Consider the following 23,533-nt stretch of genomic DNA (forward strand, 5'->3'; position numbering starts at 1 on the left):
AGGTGCGGACTTAAGTCCGCACCTGTGAATAGGTCACAAGCTATTTTTCTTAAGGGTGGAAGTAATTCTGCACTTTGGAAAACTTTGGGTTTGTTATTTTTAGTCTTTACTTCTTGTAATAGCGATGAACAATTCAAAAAAGATATACTTGGAAAATGGAAATACGAAGGTATTTTTATTGATGAGTTTATTGGGTTTTCTAGATTAGAAGCTAATTCTCCACTTGTAAAAGACTGGCACAGCCTTATAAACGATTCAGAAATCTGGAGTTTTAAAACCAGCCGAGAACTTATTGTGACAGGGAGAATTCAAGATTTAAATCCTAATTTGAAATATCAAATATTAGATAGTGAATTGAGGATGAATTATATTGATACCGATCAAATGGAGAAAAATATAGCTCAGTTTACAATTTTGGAAATAAACTCTAACACCATGTTTATAGAACCGTTGCATAAAAAGAGTGATGATGATACGGTATTTGCATTTACAAGAGATTAAAATGTATAATTCAGAAAATCAAAATAAAATGATCTCTAGGTGTAGCAAAAAGGACACTTTAAAACATATTTCTTTTCCAAAAATAAGTCTTACATCAATATTGGGTAAAATGATTTTACTGTGTTGCATTATTCTTAATTCCTGCTCACAACCTACAAACGAAGAAACAATAGTTGGAAAGTGGACAGTTTCGGAAGTAACTTCAGCTGAGTTAGAATCAATGCCAGATGAGCTTTGGGTAAATAAAAGCAATTATCAAATCACTAATTTCTTCAGAGAAAATGATCATTGGGTATTTAATGAAGATAATTCTCTTAAACATAAAGGTGAAGTTGGTATCTGGCCTAGACCGAGAACTTTTAGAGTAGAAAAAGATCAGCTTTACTTTTATCTAGGTAATTTAGAAGAATCGCCCGATTTAAAACAATTGGTTCAATTTGCCATTTTAAATATGAATGAAGAGAAAATGACGCTGCAGTCCATAAGTGATGAGAAACAAGAAAATGCGCAGGTAACTTTAACAAGACTTGAAAATGAGTGAAACTGATCCTTTTTCATATATTCATAGTTGCGAACTTAAGGCCGCAACTATGAATAGATCACAAGCTATTTTTTCAAAGGGTAGAATTAATTCTGCATGTGGGAAAATGATGATTTGTTTATCTTTTTGTTTTCTATTTTCATCTTGCAATAATGAAAAGTTCTATAAAAATAGAATCGTCGGAACTTGGACGTATCAAGGGATCTATAAAGAAAAACTAAATGGTCTTGAAAAGTTGAATGAAGAAAATAAGACTAATTTAGAATGGCACGAATACTTTAGTGATGTCCAATCATTAATATTTACTGAATTCCAGACCTTTCCTAAATTTGAGAACATCAAAGAATTTCAAGAAATTGGAACAACGATGCAATTAAATATGGAAGGTGATACTATTGCGTGGCACGAATATGAAATTATAGGAAACGAATTAAATACATTTATTTTGGACGATGATTATGCAAAATTAGGGTTTGAGGAATTTGAAATTGTGAAAATTAAAAATCAAGAATTAATTATCAAAAGTTTAAAACCTACAGAAAATGATGACTCCGTAATGATCTTCAAAAACTAATCAGTGGTAATGAATAATATAGAATCAAAGAGATACATTCACAGATGTGGACTTAAGTCCGCATCTGTGAATAGATCACAAGCTATTTTTCCAAAGGGCAGAATTAATTCTGCTCTCCGGAAAGTATCTTTGATTTTATTTCTCACATTGACGTCATGTTCATACAGTATTGATAGGAAAGAATTGATTGGTAATTGGAATATAGAAATAGAAAGGAAATTAGAAAATGGCAATTGGGAAAGTGACGAAATCACATTTTTCAAAATGTCCACCATCCCAAATGTTTTTAAATACAGTAAATTCCTTTCATTTCATGATGATGGAGTTATTGAATTGAATAGCTTATCTACTGATCGTTTTCCTGAGTATTATCTTCTTGATGAAAGTTCGCAAACTATTTATATGTCATTAGATCCTATTGAAGGTATACCAACACAAATAGATAGAAGTCTATTTGTTTTTCATATGAAAGTAAATAATAACACAAATTTCAGTTTAACAACCAATACTGATTCAGATGTGAGGTTAGTTTTAAATAAGCAATAGCACCATGAAAAGAAAAGACATTACAAACATAAAACCCAACTACGATTTTCATACAAAACGATCAGAAACATCTGTTTATGAAACATCTGAAGGGATTTCTATAAAAAAAGAATACACTAAAGAGGACGTTGCACATCTGGAACATCTCGACTTTGTGGCTGGAATTGCTCCTAATTTACGTGGTCCCTACTCCACTATGTACGTGCGCAGACCATGGACGGTAAGACAATACGCTGGTTTTTCAAGTGCGACAGAATCAAACGCTTTTTATAAACGTAATCTAGCCGCTGGACAGAAAGGACTTTCTGTTGCTTTTGATCTAGCAACACATAGAGGTTACGACAGTGATCATGAACGTGTTGTAGGTGATGTAGGAAAGGCTGGTGTTGCCATAGATAGTGTTGAGGATATGAAGATTCTTTTTGACTCCATACCTTTAGATAAGATGTCGGTTTCTATGACTATGAATGGTGCGGTGTTGCCTATCATGGCATTTTACATCGTCGCAGCGATGGAACAAGGCGTTGATCCTAAATTATTGAGCGGTACGATTCAGAATGATATTCTTAAAGAATTTATGGTACGTAATACGTATATCTATCCGCCTACGCCTAGCATGCAAATTATCTCAGATATATTTGAATATACGAGTCAGAACATGCCTAAGTTTAATTCGATTTCTATTTCTGGTTACCACATGTATGAAGCTGGTGCGACCAGTGATATAGAACTTGCTTACACACTTGCCGACGGTTTAGAATACGTTAGAAAAGGGCTTGCGGCTGGAATGGACATCGATACCTTTGCTCCTCGCCTATCTTTTTTCTGGGCTATTGGGATGAATCACTTTATGGAAATTGCAAAAATGCGGGCAGCACGTATGCTTTGGGCAAAAATGATTAAACAATTCAATCCAAAAAATGCCAAATCACTTGCTTTAAGAACCCATTGCCAGACTTCAGGATGGTCACTTACGGAGCAAGATCCTTTTAATAATGTTGCACGCACGACTATCGAAGCAGCTGCGGCAGCCTTCGGTGGTACTCAAAGTTTGCATACCAACGCGTTAGACGAGGCGATCGCTTTGCCAACAGATTTCTCGGCTCGTATTGCTAGAAACACGCAGCTTTTCCTTCAAGAAGAAACTGGAATTACAAAAACGGTAGATCCTTGGGCAGGCTCTTATTATGTAGAATCGCTTACCGATCAAATAGCCGATAAAGCTTGGGAACTGATTCAAGAAGTGGAAGAACTAGGCGGAATGACCAAAGCTATCGAGGCAGGAATTCCTAAAATGCGCATAGAAGAAGCTGCTGCAAAAAAACAAGCACGTATAGATTCTGGAATCGATACGATTGTGGGCGTCAATAAATACCCAAGTCCGGACGAAGATTTAATCGATACGCTAGAAGTAGATAACGCAGCAGTACGCATCGAGCAAATCGACCGATTAAAAGAGATTAAAAAGAATCGAGATGATCAAAAGGTAGAAGAGACCTTAAAAGAATTAACCAATTGTGCAAAAACTAAGGAAGGAAACCTATTAGAATTTGCTGTTAACGCTGCAAAGGAACGTGCTACTTTAGGTGAAATTTCAGATGCTTTGGAAGAGGTTTATGGCCGCTATCGAGCAACTATCAAAAGTGTTCAAGGAGTTTATAAAAAAGAGATTATGAATGATCCCGCTTTCGCGAAAGCGCAACAACTAGCCGACCAATTTGCAAAAACAGAAGGCCGCAGACCAAGAATAATGATCGCAAAAATGGGACAAGACGGACACGATAGAGGTGCGAAAGTAGTTGCAACAGGATATGCAGACGTAGGTTTTGACGTGGACATTGGGCCATTATTTCAAACTCCTGCCGAAGCCGCAAAACAAGCTGTAGAGAACGACGTCCACGTTTTAGGAGTTTCTTCCCTAGCCGCAGGACACAAAACACTTGTTCCACAAGTAATGGAAGAATTAAAAAAATATGGTCGTGAGGACATCATGATCGTTGTAGGTGGCGTCATTCCAAGAAAAGATTATCAGTACTTATTTGATGCTGGTGTAGCCGCAGTTTTTGGTCCAGGAACAAAAATTAGCGAGGCAGCGATTGATATTTTGGGATTGTTGATGGATGAGTAAAACTAATAAAGATTTAATTAATAAATTTTTAGTTATTCACTATTAAAACTGTAAAAAATTGCTGGTAAGAGATCGCTTACAACAGTCTTGTTCTTTTTATAAACCAGAAGACGCACAGGCCAAAATTAGACGTGTTGAGCATTTTTTATCAAATTGATATTCAGTATTCTAAAAACGATTCTGACAACTATAACGTTTTCGCTTCTACAACCTATTAATATTGCTAAATAGCTAGCAATGGATTATTTTTGATACATTAAATACTTAAAACATGAAAAAAACATACTCTTTTTTACTTTTGTTTTGTGCCATTCTTGTTGCACAAGCTCAGGTTACTTATACCGCAAATGGTGGTTCAAGCTTCGGTGGTCCAATAGGAAATAGTTCCATGGTTATTGATCATGATGCTACTAATATTACTATTAGTGTGGATCGTGGTGGAGATTTAGGATCTAATAATATGGTCATGTATATTGATACAGGTGCCGCTGGTAGAACAGCAATCGATGGAAACGTAAACGATGACGGAGATTTAGGAAGAAAAGCCGTTTCAAAATTCGGTGGTGGAGATTTAAATTTCCCACCAGGTTTCGAAGTTTCGCATGCCATTTATGGAGATGCTGGGTTTATGGGATTATTTCAAATTCCAGCTACTGGAGTTGTGGGAACCAACAACCTTAACTTTCTTACTGGCGTAGGTAACGGATCTGCAGATCCATTTGTGCTTACTGTTTCTTGGGCCCAATTAGGACTTACATCCACAGATACTTTTAGTTTTGTAGTTACTTATGGAAATCCTAATGATTTTTCAGGAAATATGTTCACCTCAAATGAAGGTTACGGCGATGGAATCCTTAACGGTGGAAATAACATTGCTTTTGATGCTATGACTTATACCACTTATTTCGAGTACCCAAGTGGAGACAAGCACGGTATTGCCAGAAATCAAGATTCTGCTCCTTTACCAGATGCATGGAGTTTTGATTACAGTTGGGTAAATGGAAATCCTCCTAACTCAACTGATGAAATCATCATTGAAACTAACATTACGATGAATACTGATGTGACCGTTGACAACTCACTTACCGTAAATGCTGGAACTGTAGGAGTCGTATCTACTGCTGTTTTTACCCTTAATGGTACACTTACCATTATGCCTACTATGAATCCTTTTGCACCAATTGAATTTGGTTTAGACAGTGATGCAAATGGTAGCGCTCAATTTATAAATGGTCCTATGGCTACTATAAATGGTGATGTAGGTGTAGCTCGTTTTATTCCTACAGGAAGTACAAGTAATAGAAGAGCATTTAGGTTTATCGCTTCTCCAGTAACCACTACGACTACAATTTTTGAAAACTGGCAAACTAATGGTTTAAATATTGCTGGAATAGGAACTCATATTACTGGATCAACTACCGGCACAAATGGTTTTGATGCTACTCAATCAGGGGCAAACTCTTTAATTTTTTATGATATAGATCCTATGGATGGGAATTATAAATGGCAAGAAAGTGCAGGGACTAATCTACCAACAGCTACTTTAACAGCAGGACAGCCTTTTAATATTTTTGTGCGTGGTGACCGCAATTATGACTTAACAACTGCTCCAGAACTTCCTAACGCCGATGTAAGAATACCTACAAAAGGTGCTCTTGAATTAGGTCAAACGGTAAATTCTGGTGCTCTTAATCCTAACGCAGGAGGATTCAGCTTTGTGGGGAACCCATATCAAGCAACTGTTAACATGAGCACAGTGACTAAAAATAATATTAATCCTAACTTTGTTTACATCTGGAACCCTAATGGCGCAACAAGAGGTGTTTATGAAACCGTTGATATGGCACCTACTTCTACTGATGCTAGAAGGTATATTCAGCCAGGTCAGTCTTTCTTTGTGCTTACTTCAGCGGCTGGACCAGCTAGTTTAGATTTTAACGCGACTGACAAAGCAACAACTCAAAATGCTGTTGGACCTTTCTCTACACCGCAAAACAGGCCTTATATTGATGTATCATTATATAAAGATTTAAATGGTTCTTCTGTAATTTTTGATAACACAAAAATATTTTTAGATGGAGATAATACCATCGATGCAAATGACGCTCTTAAAATTGAAAACTTTGAGGAAAACTTGTCGGTAAATCAAAATGGTACTTTATTAAGTATTGAAAATAAAGCCATGCCTACTCACAACGAAATAATCGCATTAGAATTTACAGATATATCGTCAAGCACTTATGATGTAGAGATTAATGTTGAAGGATTAGCTTCTAATTTAGAAGCATTTGTACATGATAGTTTTCTTAATGCAGACACCTTACTTTCTTCTGGAAACAATACTTTAGTATGGAACTTTGACTTAAATAACTCTGCAAGTATAGACCCATCGAGATTTGAAATCAGATTCAATAATGTAACATTGAGTACTGCTCAAACCGAAGGATTAGAGTTTAGTATGTTCCCTAATCCATCCAATCAAAGCGTGATTACAATCACAGGAGATTTTATACAGAACATAACAACGGCTGTATTTTACAATACTTTAGGGCAAGAAGTTCTTAAGGCCGATTTAGATTCAAATGAATCAATGGTTAACGTCTCAAATTTAGATGCTGGAATTTATTTAGTAAATATCACTTCTGGAAAAGACAGCGTTACTAAAAAATTAGTTATCAAGTAATTATATAAATTATTACAATTGCAAAAGCAGTGCCCTAAAAGCACTGCTTTTTTGTGTTTAAGATTATGAAGGGTTTGCTTTCGCGAAAGCGAGAACTTCTCAAAGATTAGAATTTATTTAGCTCAAAATAACTTGTCCATCAGAATCCTATCAAATCAAAATATACGTTAAGATTTTTTACCTCGATTCAAAACGCTTTTTTAAATAAGTAAGCATATGGTATATGAAGCGTCTTATACTATATGATACGTTATACAATTAGTGCTTCTCTCCTATTTCTTTTCAGTGCTTTCAACATTATATTATTTGATTTTAATAAAAAATCAGATATCTCTTCATGGAATATTGTTGATGATAGAGTTATGGGCGGAATTTCTCAAAGTCATTTTTCACTTACAACATCTGGTCACGGAAAATTTTATGAATTTGTTACTACAGAAAGTAATGGAGGTTTCAGTTCTGTAGATTATGATTTTGATAAAGTAAAAGTAAGCCCGAATGATAAAATAAAAATCAAACTTAAAGGAGATGGAAAAACTTATCAATTTAGAGTGAAGGCTTTTCCCAATGATAGACACAATTATATCAAGGAATTTGCAACTACAGGAGAATGGCAAAACGTAGAAATACCATTATCAGATATGTATGCCTCATGGAGAGGAAACAGGTTGAACATTCCTAATTTTGATAAAAATCAAATAACTGGTATTACTTTAATGATAGCAAACGGTAAGAAACAAAATTTTCAAATTTTACTCAACTCTATAGAGGTAGTGAATTAGTAAAGTTTCAAAAAGTGTTAATAGAATATTATCTATTGCGCCTTCTGCGTTCCCTACGCAATCTGCGTTCTTCTCTCTTTTTGAGAAAATATAGGCGCCTCTTTTCTTTTATGCTTAACTCTTCTCGGTTACGGTTTTGCAACTCTATAAGTTCTTGATTATCTGTTTTATTTAATGGAACACTTGAGTAATCTCGTGAGCTTAAACGCACGCCTATTGCAACATTGAAATAGTTGGCATTATCAAAGCGATTTTGTAATTCTCTAGCTGTTTTGATATTATAAGAGACCATTTCAAAGCTAGGGCTTATATAAAAAGAGGTAGAGCTATTCAATTTATACTCTGCGCTAGTAGTAATACGTAAAACATTTCCAGTATCTCTAAATTTCCCGTTTCCTTGAGAAGAGTTTTGTCTATTCTTGTTCTGACTGTAGCCATAACCTATATCTCCTGTAAGACCCCAATAATCATTTAGATCATAATCATAACCTGCAAATAAGTAGGCATTGAACTTAGTAGCTCGAGAATATTCACCTGCTATTGCGGTATTTGTCACGTTCATGAAATCTTGGGTAAGAGAACCTCCTAAATAAAAGTTTTTTGGTAAGTAAAACTGCATTCTTACTCCATAACCTATTCCTCCTTCAAGACCGTTTCCAGCAAAATTATCTCCAGTAGGAATTCCTCGTTGTAAGTATAAATCTGTTACAAATAACCTTTTGGGAATGGATGTATTATTTTGCAATGAATCTTGAGACCTAACATTATCTTGAGAATCTTGAGCAAAGGAAGAGTCGCTTACTACCACTATTATAACAGTTAGTATAAATTTAAAAATTGATCTCATAACGCTCTTGTGGACTATTAATAGTAAAGGTTCTAGTAGATTCGTTTCCTGAATTATCTACATAAACAACATCTATTGTAGAAGGATAAAACACATTTAATTCAAAATTTCCATCGTTTAAATTTTCATTGAAGCGTCGTGGTTGTCTTTCAAAAAAATCACACTCCTCATCTTGTGTGAGTGTATTATTACTATAAATCAAATCACAATTTAGTGACTCATAATCAAAAGTTACCTCATAGAAATCAGTTGTTCCTGAAGTATTAATAAAATCGATTTCTACTACAGCAGACTCTTTGAGAATGGTTTCTGGAATGTTTAAGAAAAGAGCTTCTCCTAATTCTTCCCTAGAAATTCTGACCTTGTTAGAAAAATAATTCTGCGAATTAAAATTGATGAAAAAACCGCCATCTACCAGCATGGTAAATTCTACTTCTCCATTTGCATCGGTAATTCCTTTACCTAAAAGGAAGTCCTCATCTGCTGGTTGAAATTTTGTAAATTCCTGTCCTAGGATAAATTCAAAAGTCCTAAAAGTGGTCGCATTTACTTCAAGATTGGGAATAGGATTTCCTGATACATCTACTACTTTTGTTTTAAATAAAGCACGTACATCATCTTCTAATCTTGGTTCACAAGAAATAAGCAAACAAGGTAAAATAAGGAATAACAGTTTTCTCATGGTTGAGTTATTTATACCTAGATGCAAAAAGATCTAAAAGGTTGCTTGGAAAAGCAAACGATTTTTTTATTTAATCAGTAATCACATCAGCACCAAGAAATTGATCGTTTTTGTTGTAGTACCATTTACGCGTTTTAGGCATATTAATATGATTAATCTTTTTGCTTTCAGAAAGTAAGATATATTCTCCTGTATCCATTTTGATTTTTCCAGCAGTATCGGTTCTGTAAAATTGATAGACTTCCATTCTATAAGATATTGGATCAAAATAGAAGAACCAAACATCACTTCCCACTGCTTCATCATAAGCCACTTGTAAAACTAAATACTCCTTTCCCTTAAAAACTTTACGCTCTACCGTATTAGAAATTATAGTACCTTCATCTTTTAATTTCATAGGCAATCCATAGAGGTAGGTGTAATAGTTTTTCATAAAGATCGCTCTTTCGGCATCCTTCTCAGTAGTAACTATAACTTCACTTGGTTTTCTTAAATCACTTTTGGTGGCGCTTCCTTTATCTTTAATAACAAAATAACTGGTGTTGATACTATCTCTAGTCGCACTAACAGAAAAATACTCCTTTGGTAGGTCTATTTTAATGTCACTTACACGTTTCGGCTTATTAGGTGTGGTCATTGTTACCTCAAAAACCGCATGAAACTTCTCCCATTTTCCATTAGGATCGTGATGTTGTATTGCCTTATCTAATAATTGCTGTCCTGTAAGCTCTTGAGCTGCTCCTGTAAAGCAAAACAAAAGAAGTGCTTTGATTAATATATACTTCATAAATAGTTTTCAACAATATTCATTTTATAGATCACAAGGTATTGATTTCATTAATAATCAAGAAAGATTTAATGAAATGAAAGAGCTTTTTTATTATATAAAGTTCATTTTATTGTTTGAATTAAATAAAATTATATCCTTAATATTGCCCTAGTCTTACCTTTTAAACATCAATAAATGATTGGAGTACTGATTGTCCTTGTTGTCTTTTTTATACTATTAGTATTTCGAGCTATAAAAAATAGAAAAGATAATAAACGTAGAGATTATTCTTTAGGAATGAGTGCCGCCGTAAATACAGCCTTATTAATTAAAGAAAAAAAATACGAACATGCTGAAGAACTAGTTAGGAAACAAACCTTAAATGATCGATCCCAAATCATTGATCATGTGGCGCTTTATATAGAAGAAGATGACCTAAAACATTGGGAATTAGTCACAGAATCTAATTTATCCAGGCTTTGCTTGGGAACGTTTTACTTACATATGGCATGGATATCACGCACTCATAAACTAGCTAAAAACGTTTCCAATAAAAAAGCAATGGATTTCTTTTCTTATCTAGAACTATGTGAAGAATCTTATTTAAAAATTCAAGAAAAAAGCCATTATAAAGCCGAGTTATGTTCCAGATCTATTCGCCTTTATATGAGTTTGAGTTCAAAAGATACCGCAACAGATTACTTTAACGAGGTAACCACTAATCACCCTAACCTATTATGGCCTTACCTTCATTATGCCGAAATGATACAACCCAAATGGTATGGATCTACTGAAGAAGTAATCGATTTTTATACTAAGCTGCCTAATGATTTCTTGATAAAAGCTACCACTACACTCAAATTAATTTTAGATGCGGTAATCATCGGTGAAAATTATTTTAAAAAAATGGATAATAATCTTAAAAATTTTGCTGAAAATCAAATAAATACTATTGACCAAGAAGTTACAAGACAACCGATTGACTCCATTCATAGATACATCCTGTATAATTATATGGAGGCCATAGCTTCTCATTACAATTTAAAGGATATGAGTTCAAAGTATCGCAAGCTTAAAAACAGCCATGACACCATTTACCCTTATGGACTTATTTCCTAAAAAAGCGCAATGGTGATGCTTTTGATCTTAATTAATTGTTGTTTTAAGCTTTCCTTTTAAATCTAATGATTTACAAGCTATTTAATTACAAAATGATAGCTTAGGACTATATCTCATATAGTCCAATTGAGATTTATAAAACAGTAAATCCCCACATTTAAAATGCAGGGACTTTTATAAAACTGTTATTTTCAAGTCTTAACTCTTATGCATGAATGCCTGCTTAGCTCGCAGTTCTGCTTCAGTTTCTACCACATCATCATCGGGCACGCAGCAGTCTACAGGACATACCGCAGCACATTGTGGCTCTTCATGAAAACCTACACACTCGGTACATTTATCTGGTGCGATGTAATAAAACTCGTCGCTTATCGGTTCTTGAGTCTCGTTTGCATCTACCTCTTTACCACTAGGTAAAACGACATTCCCATCCAGATCGGTTCCATCTGCATAGCGCCAGTCATCTGCCGCCTCATAAATTGCTGTATTCGGACATTCTGGTTCACATGCACCGCAATTAATACATTCGTCTGTTATAATGATTGCCATAGCTTTTCTTTACTTTTGCACAAAAATAGCATCTAGTGAAGACATTGTCAATAAATACTACGTTAAATGATCGTATTTCCGCTTTCGCGAAAGCGGGATCACAACTATCCTCTTACCTAAAAGGAACACTAGAGTCTAAAACTAGCGATGGTGCGAGCTGGAATGATCGCATCCAACAAAGACTGGAACTAGCAGGACACAAAAACTCTTGGTTTACAGAAGAAACGCTTCATTTTGCCGTAAATCAATGGGCAGAAGCATTAACTGTTGAAAATTTGACCGCGTGGACAGCGCCATATCATTTACAAAATGTAACCGCTAAAACCGTGGCCATCATTACAGCTGGTAATTTACCACTCGTAGGTTTTCACGATGTATTATCTGTTATCATAACTGGTCATCACGCGATGATCAAAAATTCAAGTAATGACGATGTACTAACGCCATTATTACTAGAAATAGCTACCACTTTTGATGAAAATCTGTCTGATTCTTACTCTTATGTTGATGGTAAATTAGAAAATTATGATGCAGTAATTGCCACAGGAAGTAATAATACCGCTAGATATTTTGAGCATTATTTTGGGAATAAACCTCATATTATACGCAAGAATCGCAATAGTGTAGCCGTTTTGACTGGTAAAGAAACCTTAGAACAAATGGAAGCATTGAGCGATGATGTTTTTTTATATTTTGGTTTAGGATGTCGTAGTGTAAGTCATTTAAAAGTGCCTAAAGATTATAATTTTGATCTCTTTTTTAACGGCATGTTTGCAAAGAAAGAATTGATTCATAATGAAAAATATGTCAATAACTACGACTATAACAAAGCTGTTTATTTGATGAGTAATTTTGATTTGCTTGATAATGAATTTCTATTGATTAAGGAAGAGAACAAAAGCTACTCCTCACCTATCGCAAGTTTAGGATATAGTTTTTATAATCATCTAGATGAAGTTGCTGCAGAATTTCAAGAAAATGCAGATCAATTGCAGTGTGTTGTTGCAGAAGGAGATGCGGCTACAACGATTGCAGAAAACTTAGTTGATATGGATGCGCCGCAGTTAGTTGATTTCGGAACGACGCAAACAACTCGTTTACAAGACTATGCAGATGGAATTGATACCATTCAATTTTTGTTGACATTATCTTAAAAACCTTTTAAATTTCCTAACATAAATTGAGTCTCTATTTCGCATTTTTGTAATTCAATTAAAGGAAAACCAAAATGTTGAAGCATAATTTTAGCGCAGGACCATGTATCTTGCCACAAGAAGTATTTAAAAAAGCAGCTGCTGCTATCTTAAATTTCAACGACTTAAGTATTTTAGAAATTTCACACCGTAGTAAAGATTTTGTTGCGGTAATGGAAAAAGCTCAAGCGCTTGCGCTAGAACATTTAGGTTTGACCGATAAAGGCTATAAGGCCTTATTCTTAGGAGGTGGAGCCAGTATGCAATTTTTAATGGTCGCATACAATCTATTAGAAAACAAAGCTGCTTATCTAAATACAGGCACCTGGTCTGACAAAGCGATTAAGGAGGCAAAAATGTTTGGTGAAGTTATAGAAGTAGCTTCTTCAAAGGCAGATAACTACAATCATATTCCTAAAAACTACACGGTACCCAATGATGTAGATTACTTTCACTTTCAAACTAATAACACGATTTTTGGAACTCAGTTACAATCTACTCCAGATGTTTCAGTTCCCCTCATCTGTGATATGAGTAGTGATATATTTTCTAGACAGCGTGATTTTGAAAAATATGATTTGATTTATGCTGGTGCACAAAAAAATATGGGTCCAGCCGGAGCAACTTTAATTGTAGTGAAAGAAGAGATTTTAGGGAAAGTATCGAGACAAATCCCTTCTATGTTGAGCTATAAAACACATATTGCAAAAGACTCCATGTTCAATACTCCACCAGTATTTCCTATTTATGTAAGCATGTTAACTCTTGAGTGGTTAAAAGAGTACGGTGGTATAGATGCTATTGAAAAGTTGAATAATCAAAAAGCAGAACTGATCTATAATGAAATAGATCGCAATGCTCTATTCAATGGTTTTGTGACTAATAAAGAAGATCGATCTAAAATGAATGCCACGTTTGTTCTTAACGACGCTGCCCATGCAGGAACATTTGATTCATTATGGAAAGAAGCTGGAATAAATGGTTTAAATGGTCATAGATCTGTAGGTGGATACCGTGCAAGCATGTATAATGCTTTATCTCTTGAGAGTGTTCAAGCTCTTGTGGATGTGATGCAACATTTAGAGAAGAAAGCTTGATGAAATTGAATTCTAACAAATAATGTCATTTCGAGCGCAGTCGAGAAAGATTAAGTATCGGAATTAAAATATTAAAATACTTTAATAGATTTCAGAGAGTCTTTTTTTGATCAAATAGAATAAGAGTCATTAACAATTAACGAATTTAAGCGTTTTTGTTTCCGCACCCATTAGGGTTGGGGAACGGAAGCTAAAAAGAAATAAAAAATGAAAATACTAGCAAACGACGGCGTTTCACAAAGCGGAATAGACAAGTTAACCGCTGCTGGACATGAAGTCATCACTACAAATGTTGCTCAAGATCAACTTCAAGATTATATCAATAAAAATGAAATTGCAGTTCTACTCGTAAGATCGGCTACTACAGCTCGCAAAGAATTGATTGATAATTGCCCAAGCCTTAAAATCATTGGTCGCGGTGGTGTTGGGATGGACAACATAGATGTAGCTTATGCAAGGGAAAAAGGACTTAAAGTAATCAATACTCCAGCGGCTAGTAGCTCTAGTGTGGCAGAGTTGGTTTTCGGTCATTTATATGGAGGTGTACGTTTCTTGTATGATGCCAATCGCAATATGCCATTAGAAGGTGATAGTAACTTCAAAGGTCTTAAAAAGCAATATGCAAAAGGTACTGAACTAAGAGGTAAAACTATCGGAATCATAGGTATAGGTCGCATAGGTCAAGAAGTTGCAAAAATAGCTGCTGGTGTAGGTATGAATGTTATTGCTCACGATAGTTTTGCAGAAAAAGCTCCTACTGTTTCTTGGGATCTTTTTGATGGGCAAACTATTAATGTAGAAATACCATTGGTAAGCAAAGAAGAACTTCTTAAAAAATCTGACTTTGTTACTATTCACGTTCCAGCTCAAAAAGATTATGTCATTGGAGAAGCAGAATTAGAAATGATGAAAAAAGGAGCTGCTGTTGTAAATGCTGCCCGTGGTGGTGTGCTTGATGAAGTGGCACTTGTCAATGCACTAGAGTTAGAACATATATCATTTGCTGCCTTGGATGTTTTTGAAAAAGAACCACAACCAGAAATTGTACTGCTCATGAATTCTAAGCTTTCTTTAAGTCCACACATAGGTGCTGCAACTAACGAAGCTCAAGACAGAATAGGAACTGAACTAGCTGATCAAATTATCGAGATACTAGGATAGTTTCTATTATTAAATTTATTTGAACATTATAAAACCACGATATTCAATAATCGTGGTTTTTTGATTTCGTTAACTTCAAAATAATTGTATATACAATATTTTTGTATACATGAAAACAGTTCTACACAAATCAAATTCAAGAGGTCATGCAAATCATGGCTGGTTAAATAGTTATCATTCTTTCAGTTTTGCAGGATACCACAATCCTGAAAGAATGAGTTTTGGCGTTTTACGTGTACTAAATGATGATACCGTTGCTGGCGGAATGGGTTTTGGAGCTCATCCTCATGCAAATATGGAGATCATTAGCATACCACTATCGGGAGATTTAGAACATCAGGACAGTACGGGAAGAAAAGCGATTATCAAAAATGGAGATATTCAAGTAATGAGTGCTGGAACTGGTATAACTCATAGTGAAAAAAATGCGAGTCAAAACGAAGAAGTAAAATTTCTTCAAATTTGGGTGATTCCTAATAAGCAAAACGTTTCACCTCGATATGATCAAATTACATTAGATCCAGCAAACAGAAAAAATCAATTAGAACAGATTTTATCTCCTACTCCTGACGATGCTGGTGTCTGGATTCATCAAGATGCTTGGTTCCATTTAGGAACTTTTAATAAGGATGTAACAACCAGTTATGAAATTAAAAAGCCAGGAAATGGAATTTATGCATTTGTCCTTAAAGGATCCTTTCAAATAGGAGATCAAGAAATACATACACGTGACGGATTAGGAATATGGGGAACAGATTCTTTCGATTTAGCTGCTTTAGAAGACCATGCTGAGATTTTGTTAATGGAAGTGCCACTTTAGTTTTTAGCGCGATTTAGTTATCATTGTATTATAACTAAATAAGGTTGATGATAATAGATCATTTTATTCCACCTATAAAAAGTAGAACTGATGATGAGCTCCTGCAAATTGTTGGCGCTCCTGAAAAATGGACACCAGATGCAGTAAGTCTTGCTCATGAAGAATTAAGCGATCGAAAAATTCCAGTAGTGAAAATAGAAATGGCTCGATACTTAGAAGACAAAAGAGACCAACTAACACTTAAACTTAAGTCCAATGAAAGTTATCACCTTTGTGATTTCCTTCTATCACCTAGCTTAACTTTTATAGAACTTTTGTTTTCGTGGGAATTAAATAAAGATGGTTACCATCGCAAGGCTAGGCAGCAAAAGCGGTTTAGAGTTTTTATAATCATTTTCGTATTCTTTTTATTTCTTTTATTCCAGATAGCTCAGATATTTAAGGATTAACTTAAGAATCCTGTAACATTTGTACTAGTATCAGCGTCAGATAATCAGTACTCAAAACTGATCAAATGCTCAAAAAAATTATACTTGGGATGGTTATCATCCTTGTCATTGCTGTAGCAGGTGGCGGCTATGCCATTTATTCCTTTTTCCCAGAAGATGATTATGTTGCTCGATTTGCACTAGAAAACCCAGATAAATCTGCTATGCTGATTGTTAGGAATGATACAGTTCTCATACAGCAAAACATCGATAAACAAATGCCACTTGCAAGCACTGTCAAGTTGATCATCGCTATAGAATTTGCTGAGCAAGCATCAAAAGGGCTCCTTAATCCAGATGAAAAAATAGCAAAAGAAGAATTGCTCAATTACTACGTACCTAACACAGATGGAGGCGCTCATATCAATTGGGCAGACAGTGATGAAACGCTAGAATATGGAGACAGCATTCCACTTAAACATATTGCCAAAGGAATGATACAGTATAGTTCTAATGCAAATACAGAGTGGCTCATGGAACGTTTAGGACTTGAAAATATCAATAAACAGCTTGTAAAGTTAGATTTTAAACACCACTCTCCTATTTATCCCATTGTTTCTTCTCTATTCATAAGTGATATCTATTTTAAAAACCTATCTAAACAGGAATTGATCAATAAGCTAAATGATTTAAGCGAAGAGCAATACATTCAATATGCTTTAGAAATTCATGAAGAAATGAAAAATGATTCAGAATTCAGAAAGCAACCGCTTGATTCAAATGAAGATATCCAGCGTGTGTGGTCTAATAGATTACCAGCCGCAAGTGCGAGCGATTATTTCTCGTTAATGAAAAAACTTAATTCTAAGACTTATTTTAACGAGCAAACTCAAACTATTCTTGACGAAATTATAGAAACCAGTATGCATTATAAATCTGTAAAGGAATTTTATCAGCATTTAGGTTCTAAAGGTGGCTCTACTCTTTTTATTATGGCCCAAGCGCTATATGCACAAGATCAAAAAGGTAATCGAACTGAAATGGTTTATTTTTTCAATAATTTAGAACCACAAGAACGCAAAAAAATGACAATGTCAATGAGCGATTTTGAACGAGCTGTTTTACGAGATCCTAAGATGGCTCAAAAGGTTCATGAAATTTATCTTGATCATAAATAGGTTAGTGATCGGTAATTATTGCGCTTTCGCGAAAGCGAATCAAAATCTAAAATCATTTTTATACACCAAAAGTAATTTATTGTAAATTGAACCACATTTATAATACTAATTATGTCTTCTATACTCGACTTACTAAATTCTGATATGGGAAAAACCTTAATTCAAGGTGCTTCTCAAAAAACAGGACAATCAACTGATAAAACTGCAAACGTTTTATCTCAAGCGATGCCACTCATTCTAGGTGCAATGCAACGTAATGCCTCTACTCCTGAAGGTGCAAAATCATTAAATAACGCATTAAATGATCCACGTCACAATGGTGGCGGTGTTATGGATATGCTAGGCGGTATTTTTGGTGATGGTGCAGGAAGTCCTGAAGACTTAGAAAAAGATGGTGCGGGAATTTTAGGTCATGTGCTAGGTGCTAAGCAACCACATGTAGAAAATGCACTTTCTAAATCTAGTGGTATGGATATGGAATCGGTAAGCAAAATAATAAAAATAGCAGCTCCTATATTAATGGGTGTTTTGAGTAAGCAGAAACAATCACAGCCTTCTCAAGAAAACGGAATTGGTGATTTGTTAGGTTCTGTTTTAGGGCAGTCTAGCACACAAGATCAATCTTTTATTTCTCAACTACTTGATGCAGATGGTGACGGTAGCGTTATTGATGATGTTGCTGGAATGGTTCTCGGAGGAGATAAGAAAAAAGGTGGTCTGGGCGGCATGCTAGGAGGCCTTTTCGGAAAATAATACTTTTCATTTACACAATGCTAAAGCGATTACTTGAAAAAGTAGTCGCTTTTTTTTATCTTTAAATGAGACCAAATAAATAGTTTACTCATTCAAATTATGGGTTTACTCATTGCTCATTTTTTAACGCGTGCAGCTGGTTTACATTTATACTATGAAAAAAATAATACTCAGCATTCTAGTTATAGCAGCTATAATAGGATGCAGCTCTTCAAGAAAAGACACAAACAATATTAAAAGACAAAAAACTGCAATTGCAAATGATACCATACGTATAGCAAATGATAGTCTAGAATATGAAATCACCATTATAGAACCAGGATTTCAGTTTTGGCTATCGTCACAACCTCCGAGAGGTTATTATGCACAGTCTGCTATGGAAATAACAAATAACATGAGAGTTATTGAATACAATTTGCGTGTACAGAACCCACTTAGGTATGATCCAACTTTATATCCTTGGCGTATAGCTTATGATAATAAAATCGATTACGGTTACGAAGTAAATTATATGCTTCATAATTACTTTCTTTTCTTTGAGCAAAAGTATAATCAACGATTGCTGTAACGTATTTTTGCAGCATGCAAAGAATAAAGAAGAACTGGGAAATCACAAAAAACTGGCAACTTGTTTTTATATTTTTAGGCATCGTAGGGCTGCTAGCGTGTGGCTACTTTGTTGCCATAAAAATACTACCATCCACTTTTGAAGATATTACCTATGAATATGTTTTTACCATTGCAGCAACTCTATTGTTTGCTTTTATCTTCTATAAAGTGACTTTATGGTTATTTAGTAAATTGAGAGATAGGTGGAACGTCACCTACCGCTGGGAACTCATAGCTATTTTCATAGTATTTGCGATCACAGGATCTTTATCTGCTCGTTTATCTGGCCCATTTATGGAGTTTCTTGGATTGAATCAAGAGAACTTATCTGCATGGATTTTTTGGCCTTTGCGATTGTTGATCATCTTCCCTATTTATCAATTAGTTTTAGTCTGCATGGGCTGGCTTTTTGGACAACATGAGTTCTTCTGGGCGTTTGAAAAGAAGATGTTGGCAAGATTTGGTATAAAGCTGTAAATTGATTTTGATCTCGCTTTCGCGAAAGCGGAACTAACCCAAAACAATTACTTTAAAAACAATCAGTATCGTACCTTTGTTTTTCTGAACAAGACTAGAGTAAGAAAGTATGGATAACAACGATATTTTAAGAAGACTGCGATTTACACTCAATTTGAGTGACGATTCTATGATGGACATGTATGCCAAAGGCGGCGAGCCTGTTTCTAGAGCAGAGATAAGCAGCTGGCTTAAAAGAGAAGAAGATGAAGACTTTGATGTTGTTATTGATGAAAATCTAGCAACTTTCTTAAACGGCCTTATCGTTAACTATCGCGGTAAGAAAGACGGTAAAACACCAGTGGCAGAGACTGAACTTGATAACGTGATCATTTTACGCAAACTTAAAATAGCTTTTAATTTTACATCAGACGAGTTGATATATATTTGGAAAAAAGCTGGTGTAGAAATCACTGAAACAGAATTAAGTGCTTTTTTTAGAAAAAGAACACATCCTAAATTCAAGTACCTCAACGATCAATACTTGCGTAAATTCTTAAAAGGTTTTCAAATACAACGTAAAACACAACGTGAGAAAGAAGCTTATAGGAATTCTTTTAAAAAGTAGATTCTAAATAAATTACGACAAAATAAAAGCCGATATAAAAAATATCGGCTTTGTTGTTTTTACAATAAATTATTTCAAAGTCTTTTTCTTATGCACTTTAAACTCCTTATATCTAGCAGCGATCGCTATCACTAAAATGACCGCAAGGCTTATTCCTGCAAATTGATAAGAGATAATTTGATCACCACTCGCATAACTATGTAATCCTGATAAGTAGAAGTTAACTCCAAAATACGTCATCAATACACTTGCAAACGCAAGAACTGACCATAAGTTGAACGTCCATCTCCCTTTTAAACCTGGTACTAATCTTAAGTGCAATACAAAGGCATAAACAAATATGGTAATCAAAGCCCATGTTTCTTTAGGGTCCCAACCCCAGTAGCGTCCCCAAGATTCATTTGCCCACATACCGCCGAGGAAATTCCCTATGGTTAACATGATCAAACCTACGGTAAGTGCTACCTCATTGATATAAGTGAGCTCTTTGATATTCAAATCCATGATTTTCTTATTCTTCTTTGTGGAGAAAATCATCAAAATCATAGTTACCAGACCCAATATCATTCCTAATGCAAAAGGACCGTAACTACCTACAATTATAGAAACATGAATCATCAACCAGTAAGAATCAAGTACTGGCTGTAAATTACCTATTGCTGGATCTAACCAGTTCAATTGTGCTACCCATAAAATAATTGCCACGACAAATGCGGTACTTGCAACTGTCATATCACTTTTTCTACCGAACATAAGTCCAAAAGCCATAGTTGCCCAAGCGACATAAATTAGAGATTCATAGGCGTCTGACCATGGAGCATGACCACTCAAGTACCATCTTATAATCAACGCACCTGTATGCACTATAAATAAAGCACCAATCACTGTAAAATGGAACTTTATAGTCCATCGTATCTGCTTCATTGGTCTAATGATTTCCAAAATCAATAGAATCAGCATTATGATCCCGAACCAAGCGTACCATTTGTAAAGGCTCTTAAAAATATTGTACTTATTATAGAGAATCTCTGCCTCGATTTTATCTTCACTAGGAATAATTTCTTTTCCATAGGTGCGTTGAAATTCTAATAAACTATTTAAAGCTGTATTTGCATTCAGGTAATCTCCATTTGCTTTACCACGCATTAACAAAGTACTATAAGCTGGAAAAAAATCTCTTACAAAACGCTTGATATTTTCGTCTTCAAAACCAGCTTCTTCAGCATCTATAGAAGCATACCATTTATTATTTTCGGCTCCTTGTTTAGGAAATACTTTAAAGATAGAACCAGAAAGCACCTGATCTAGAATCCCAACACTATAATTTATATCAATAAACCCTTGTTGTATGCTAGTCTTGACATCAGCAGCATTTGCTTCATCTAAGTATGGACTGATTTTATAACTCCCTAAAGTACTGTCCTGTCTACGTATAAAATCCATTCCTCTGGCGTAGCTGGTACTTTTATCAACACCAAGAATAGTTTTGAGAGAATCATTCTTATAATTAAGCTTAATGATAGGAATATCAAACCACATGTCCCTAAACTGGATCATACTCAATAAGGTTTGTTCTGGTGTTAATCTGACTATGCTATCGCCTACCTTAGCCTCATAATAATCTCTTTCACTTAAACGTCTCAATACCTCACTTGCAAGCGTAGACATAGGCTTCATTCTACCTTCATCTTGTACCACTACTCTACCGAAGCGCTCTGCTTGCGGCAGTGGTACCATGTTAGCTACAATTATACTGTCGGCTAGTTTTACTGGAATAGGAGGTAATTTTTGAGGAGCCATTTCAATATCCTCACCTGTTACTGTAGGATCAACTGCACTTACGTCCTGATTAGTACTTACGGCATCTCTATTTTCAATTGCGGTAGAATGTGCACCTGGTGCATGATTATGGCCGGTATGATCTTCTTGAACAGTTTGCGCTCCTGCAAATGTTGCGGTAAACAATATAGCAATCATCGCCAGATGCTTTGCTTTACGTTTTTTCACTCTTTCTATCAGTCTTCTCAATTCTCCGAAACGCGTATTAGGATCAAAAATTAGAGCCATAAGTCCCAGATACAACAGGAAATAACCTATGTAAGTCACTGTTTTACCCCAAAAATCATGATTTACAGAAAGGTGCGTTCCTAATTCATCAGGATCAAATCCAGCTTGAAAAAAACGGTAACCTTCTTTATCGAGTACATTATTCATATAAATATGTTCTGGTGTTCTTCCTGCGCTATCGATTACTGTTACTTTACTTTCAAACGCAGCATAGGACTTTTCGGTTCCAGGTTGTTTTTTGGCAATAAAATCGTTTAGCTCTATGCCGAAAGGCAGTTCTCTTTGTATGGAACCATATTTCAGGTAGAGCTTCAATCCGTTTATTTCTAAATCTTTATAATCTGAAATAATCCCTTTTCCACCTAGTAATTCGATTTTTTGAGATGCATCACCACTTGTTACAGTTGCAAGAATACCATGAGCTTTGGCTTTAGTAGGTTGCGGACTTTTAATTATTCCTACTTCACCTTGCGTTACAGGATCTGGGACTACAAATTGTAATCCTGCCATTGTATAAAGAGAACGTAATTGTAATGGCTGTATGGAATCTTTAGCGACAGATCCTTTCATTTGGTCTGCCATTCTTAAAAAGTCTCCTTCATACGGAGTTTGAATCGTGTAGCCGTTCCAGTTTTCGGTAATATTGATCAATCCTTTTTGAGCGGCAATTTCAGGGTCTACATTTACTCCAAAAAGTACTCCATGAATACTCGCTTCTTCTCCATCTTTTATTAAATGATCGTGTCGAGTTCCTTCTCCAGCTTCAACAATTTTTAAATAACGATCACTATTTTCATCTCCAGGCTTTAAACCTTCTACAGCATCAAAAATTAAACTGTCTATAGTTACCGTTATTTTTTTGTCATAAAAATCAAAACTTCTTGAAGTATCGTAATCGTATTGAGAAACCAGCAATTCCTCTTTTACAGATCGCTGCATAGGATTACCATTAGCATCTTCTCCTTGAATAATGGCACTAAAATAGGTTTCATCACTAAAAAATGTATTTTGGGTTTCTCCTTCACGTATCAACATCATTCCCTCAAAAGAAACATACCTAGTAATTCCTGCACCTATGATAATAAGAATCCAAGACAAGTGTAACGTGAGCGTCGCCCATTTTTTCCATTGCAGCAATTGATAACGCTTTATATTCCCAATAAAATTGAGCATAAGCCACAACATCATTAAAGAAAACCACCACTCGTTGTATACCCAAAGTTTTGACGTGGGCGTGTCATAAGAATTCTCAATAAAGGTACCAGCGGCCATACTTGCTGCAAAAGCAAGCAACAAAACGGTCATTGTACGTGTACCAAAAAGCAAAGCAATTAATCTGTCTTTCATAGGACTTTTTTACCGGCTGCAAAGATACTTCACAAAAGCCGCATCACCATGTCTTGTGAGTCGGTTTGAAGTGTG

The 23,533-nt window shown here is 35.2% G+C and carries 23 protein-coding genes; 18 read left to right on the forward strand and 5 right to left on the reverse strand.

Features of this window, described 5'->3' with window-relative positions; translation table 11 throughout:
• Window positions 1-24 precede the first annotated feature (24 nt).
• The 7 genes from DDD_RS15885 to DDD_RS15915 all read left to right on the forward strand — a co-directional run bounded on the left by DDD_RS15885 (window position 25) and on the right by DDD_RS15915 (window position 7,755).
• Complete coding sequence (locus DDD_RS15885) at window positions 25-501, forward strand: hypothetical protein (protein WP_148285393.1); 477 nt, start codon at window positions 25-27, stop codon at window positions 499-501.
• Between the two features lies 1 nt (window position 502).
• A complete protein-coding gene (locus DDD_RS15890) occupies window positions 503-1,042 on the forward strand; it encodes a hypothetical protein (protein WP_041567217.1) in 540 nt (179 codons plus the stop codon).
• Entirely contained in the window at window positions 1,035-1,616 is a 582-nt protein-coding gene (locus DDD_RS15895) for a hypothetical protein (RefSeq protein WP_041567218.1), read from the forward strand. The genes DDD_RS15890 and DDD_RS15895 overlap by 8 nt, the downstream gene beginning before the upstream one ends.
• A 183-nt stretch (window positions 1,617-1,799) precedes the next feature.
• Complete coding sequence (locus tag DDD_RS15900) at window positions 1,800-2,162, forward strand: hypothetical protein (RefSeq protein ID WP_041567219.1); 363 nt, start codon at window positions 1,800-1,802, stop codon at window positions 2,160-2,162.
• A 4-nt stretch (window positions 2,163-2,166) separates the two neighbouring features.
• On the forward strand, window positions 2,167-4,290 hold the full coding sequence (gene scpA / locus DDD_RS15905; RefSeq protein ID WP_015363982.1) for a methylmalonyl-CoA mutase: 2,124 nt from the start codon (window positions 2,167-2,169) through the stop codon (window positions 4,288-4,290).
• Window positions 4,291-4,561: 271 nt separating this feature from the next.
• The gene (locus tag DDD_RS15910) at window positions 4,562-6,973 is read left to right on the forward strand and encodes a T9SS type A sorting domain-containing protein (protein WP_015363983.1); all 2,412 of its coding nucleotides are present in this window, start codon (window positions 4,562-4,564) and stop codon (window positions 6,971-6,973) included.
• 242 nt (window positions 6,974-7,215) lie between these two features.
• Window positions 7,216-7,755, forward strand: a complete 540-nt coding sequence (locus DDD_RS15915; protein ID WP_015363984.1) for a CIA30 family protein — start codon at window positions 7,216-7,218, stop codon at window positions 7,753-7,755.
• Between the two features lie 28 nt (window positions 7,756-7,783).
• Here the strand turns inward: DDD_RS15915 and DDD_RS15920 are convergent, their stop codons facing one another.
• The 3 genes from DDD_RS15920 to DDD_RS15930 form a co-directional block, all read right to left on the reverse strand.
• The gene (locus DDD_RS15920) at window positions 7,784-8,602 is read right to left on the reverse strand and encodes an outer membrane beta-barrel protein (RefSeq protein ID WP_041567220.1); all 819 of its coding nucleotides are present in this window, start codon (window positions 8,600-8,602) and stop codon (window positions 7,784-7,786) included.
• Complete coding sequence (locus DDD_RS15925; protein ID WP_015363986.1) at window positions 8,586-9,284, reverse strand: Ig-like domain-containing protein; 699 nt, start codon at window positions 9,282-9,284, stop codon at window positions 8,586-8,588. Before DDD_RS15925 ends, DDD_RS15920 begins: the two co-directional genes overlap by 17 nt.
• A 70-nt stretch (window positions 9,285-9,354) precedes the next feature.
• Window positions 9,355-10,071, reverse strand: coding sequence for a DUF6503 family protein (locus DDD_RS15930; RefSeq protein ID WP_015363988.1), 717 nt, complete (start codon window positions 10,069-10,071; stop codon window positions 9,355-9,357).
• Window positions 10,072-10,248: 177 nt separating this feature from the next.
• Here DDD_RS15930 and DDD_RS15935 point away from each other — a divergent pair, with 177 nt between their 5' ends.
• On the forward strand, window positions 10,249-11,172 hold the full coding sequence (locus DDD_RS15935; protein ID WP_015363989.1) for a hypothetical protein: 924 nt from the start codon (window positions 10,249-10,251) through the stop codon (window positions 11,170-11,172).
• 198 nt (window positions 11,173-11,370) lie between these two features.
• Here the strand turns inward: DDD_RS15935 and DDD_RS15940 are convergent, their stop codons facing one another.
• Window positions 11,371-11,721, reverse strand: coding sequence for a 4Fe-4S dicluster domain-containing protein (locus DDD_RS15940; protein WP_015363990.1), 351 nt, complete (start codon window positions 11,719-11,721; stop codon window positions 11,371-11,373).
• 35 nt (window positions 11,722-11,756) lie between these two features.
• Here DDD_RS15940 and DDD_RS15945 point away from each other — a divergent pair, with 35 nt between their 5' ends.
• The 10 genes from DDD_RS15945 (at window position 11,757) to DDD_RS15990 (ending at window position 20,044) form a co-directional block, all read left to right on the forward strand.
• Window positions 11,757-12,875, forward strand: coding sequence for an acyl-CoA reductase (locus DDD_RS15945; protein WP_015363991.1), 1,119 nt, complete (start codon window positions 11,757-11,759; stop codon window positions 12,873-12,875).
• Window positions 12,876-12,949: 74 nt separating this feature from the next.
• Entirely contained in the window at window positions 12,950-14,011 is a 1,062-nt protein-coding gene (gene serC / locus DDD_RS15950) for a 3-phosphoserine/phosphohydroxythreonine transaminase (protein WP_015363992.1), read from the forward strand.
• Window positions 14,012-14,218: 207 nt separating this feature from the next.
• The gene (locus DDD_RS15955; RefSeq protein ID WP_015363994.1) at window positions 14,219-15,172 is read left to right on the forward strand and encodes an NAD(P)-dependent oxidoreductase; all 954 of its coding nucleotides are present in this window, start codon (window positions 14,219-14,221) and stop codon (window positions 15,170-15,172) included.
• 109 nt (window positions 15,173-15,281) lie between these two features.
• Window positions 15,282-15,992: a pirin family protein gene (locus tag DDD_RS15960; RefSeq protein ID WP_015363995.1), complete on the forward strand. Its 711-nt coding sequence runs from the start codon at window positions 15,282-15,284 to the stop codon at window positions 15,990-15,992.
• 47 nt (window positions 15,993-16,039) lie between these two features.
• A complete protein-coding gene (locus DDD_RS15965) occupies window positions 16,040-16,441 on the forward strand; it encodes a hypothetical protein (protein WP_015363996.1) in 402 nt (133 codons plus the stop codon).
• A 65-nt stretch (window positions 16,442-16,506) separates the two neighbouring features.
• Window positions 16,507-17,598: a serine hydrolase gene (locus tag DDD_RS15970; protein ID WP_041567221.1), complete on the forward strand. Its 1,092-nt coding sequence runs from the start codon at window positions 16,507-16,509 to the stop codon at window positions 17,596-17,598.
• Between the two features lie 111 nt (window positions 17,599-17,709).
• A complete protein-coding gene (locus tag DDD_RS15975) occupies window positions 17,710-18,351 on the forward strand; it encodes a DUF937 domain-containing protein (RefSeq protein ID WP_041567222.1) in 642 nt (213 codons plus the stop codon).
• A 154-nt stretch (window positions 18,352-18,505) separates the two neighbouring features.
• A complete protein-coding gene (locus tag DDD_RS15980) occupies window positions 18,506-18,919 on the forward strand; it encodes a DUF6146 family protein (protein WP_041567223.1) in 414 nt (137 codons plus the stop codon).
• A gap of 14 nt (window positions 18,920-18,933) precedes the next feature.
• Window positions 18,934-19,437, forward strand: a complete 504-nt coding sequence (locus DDD_RS15985; protein WP_015364000.1) for a DUF6787 family protein — start codon at window positions 18,934-18,936, stop codon at window positions 19,435-19,437.
• A 109-nt stretch (window positions 19,438-19,546) separates the two neighbouring features.
• The gene (locus tag DDD_RS15990) at window positions 19,547-20,044 is read left to right on the forward strand and encodes a YehS family protein (protein ID WP_015364001.1); all 498 of its coding nucleotides are present in this window, start codon (window positions 19,547-19,549) and stop codon (window positions 20,042-20,044) included.
• Window positions 20,045-20,113: 69 nt separating this feature from the next.
• Here DDD_RS15990 and ccsA read toward each other — a convergent pair whose 3' ends face one another.
• Window positions 20,114-23,458, reverse strand: coding sequence for a cytochrome c biogenesis protein (gene ccsA, locus DDD_RS15995; RefSeq protein ID WP_015364002.1), 3,345 nt, complete (start codon window positions 23,456-23,458; stop codon window positions 20,114-20,116).
• Window positions 23,459-23,533 lie beyond the last annotated feature (75 nt).

Origin of the sequence: Nonlabens dokdonensis DSW-6 (assembly GCF_000332115.1) — a bacterium.
Lineage (GTDB): Bacteria > Bacteroidota > Bacteroidia > Flavobacteriales > Flavobacteriaceae > Nonlabens > Nonlabens dokdonensis.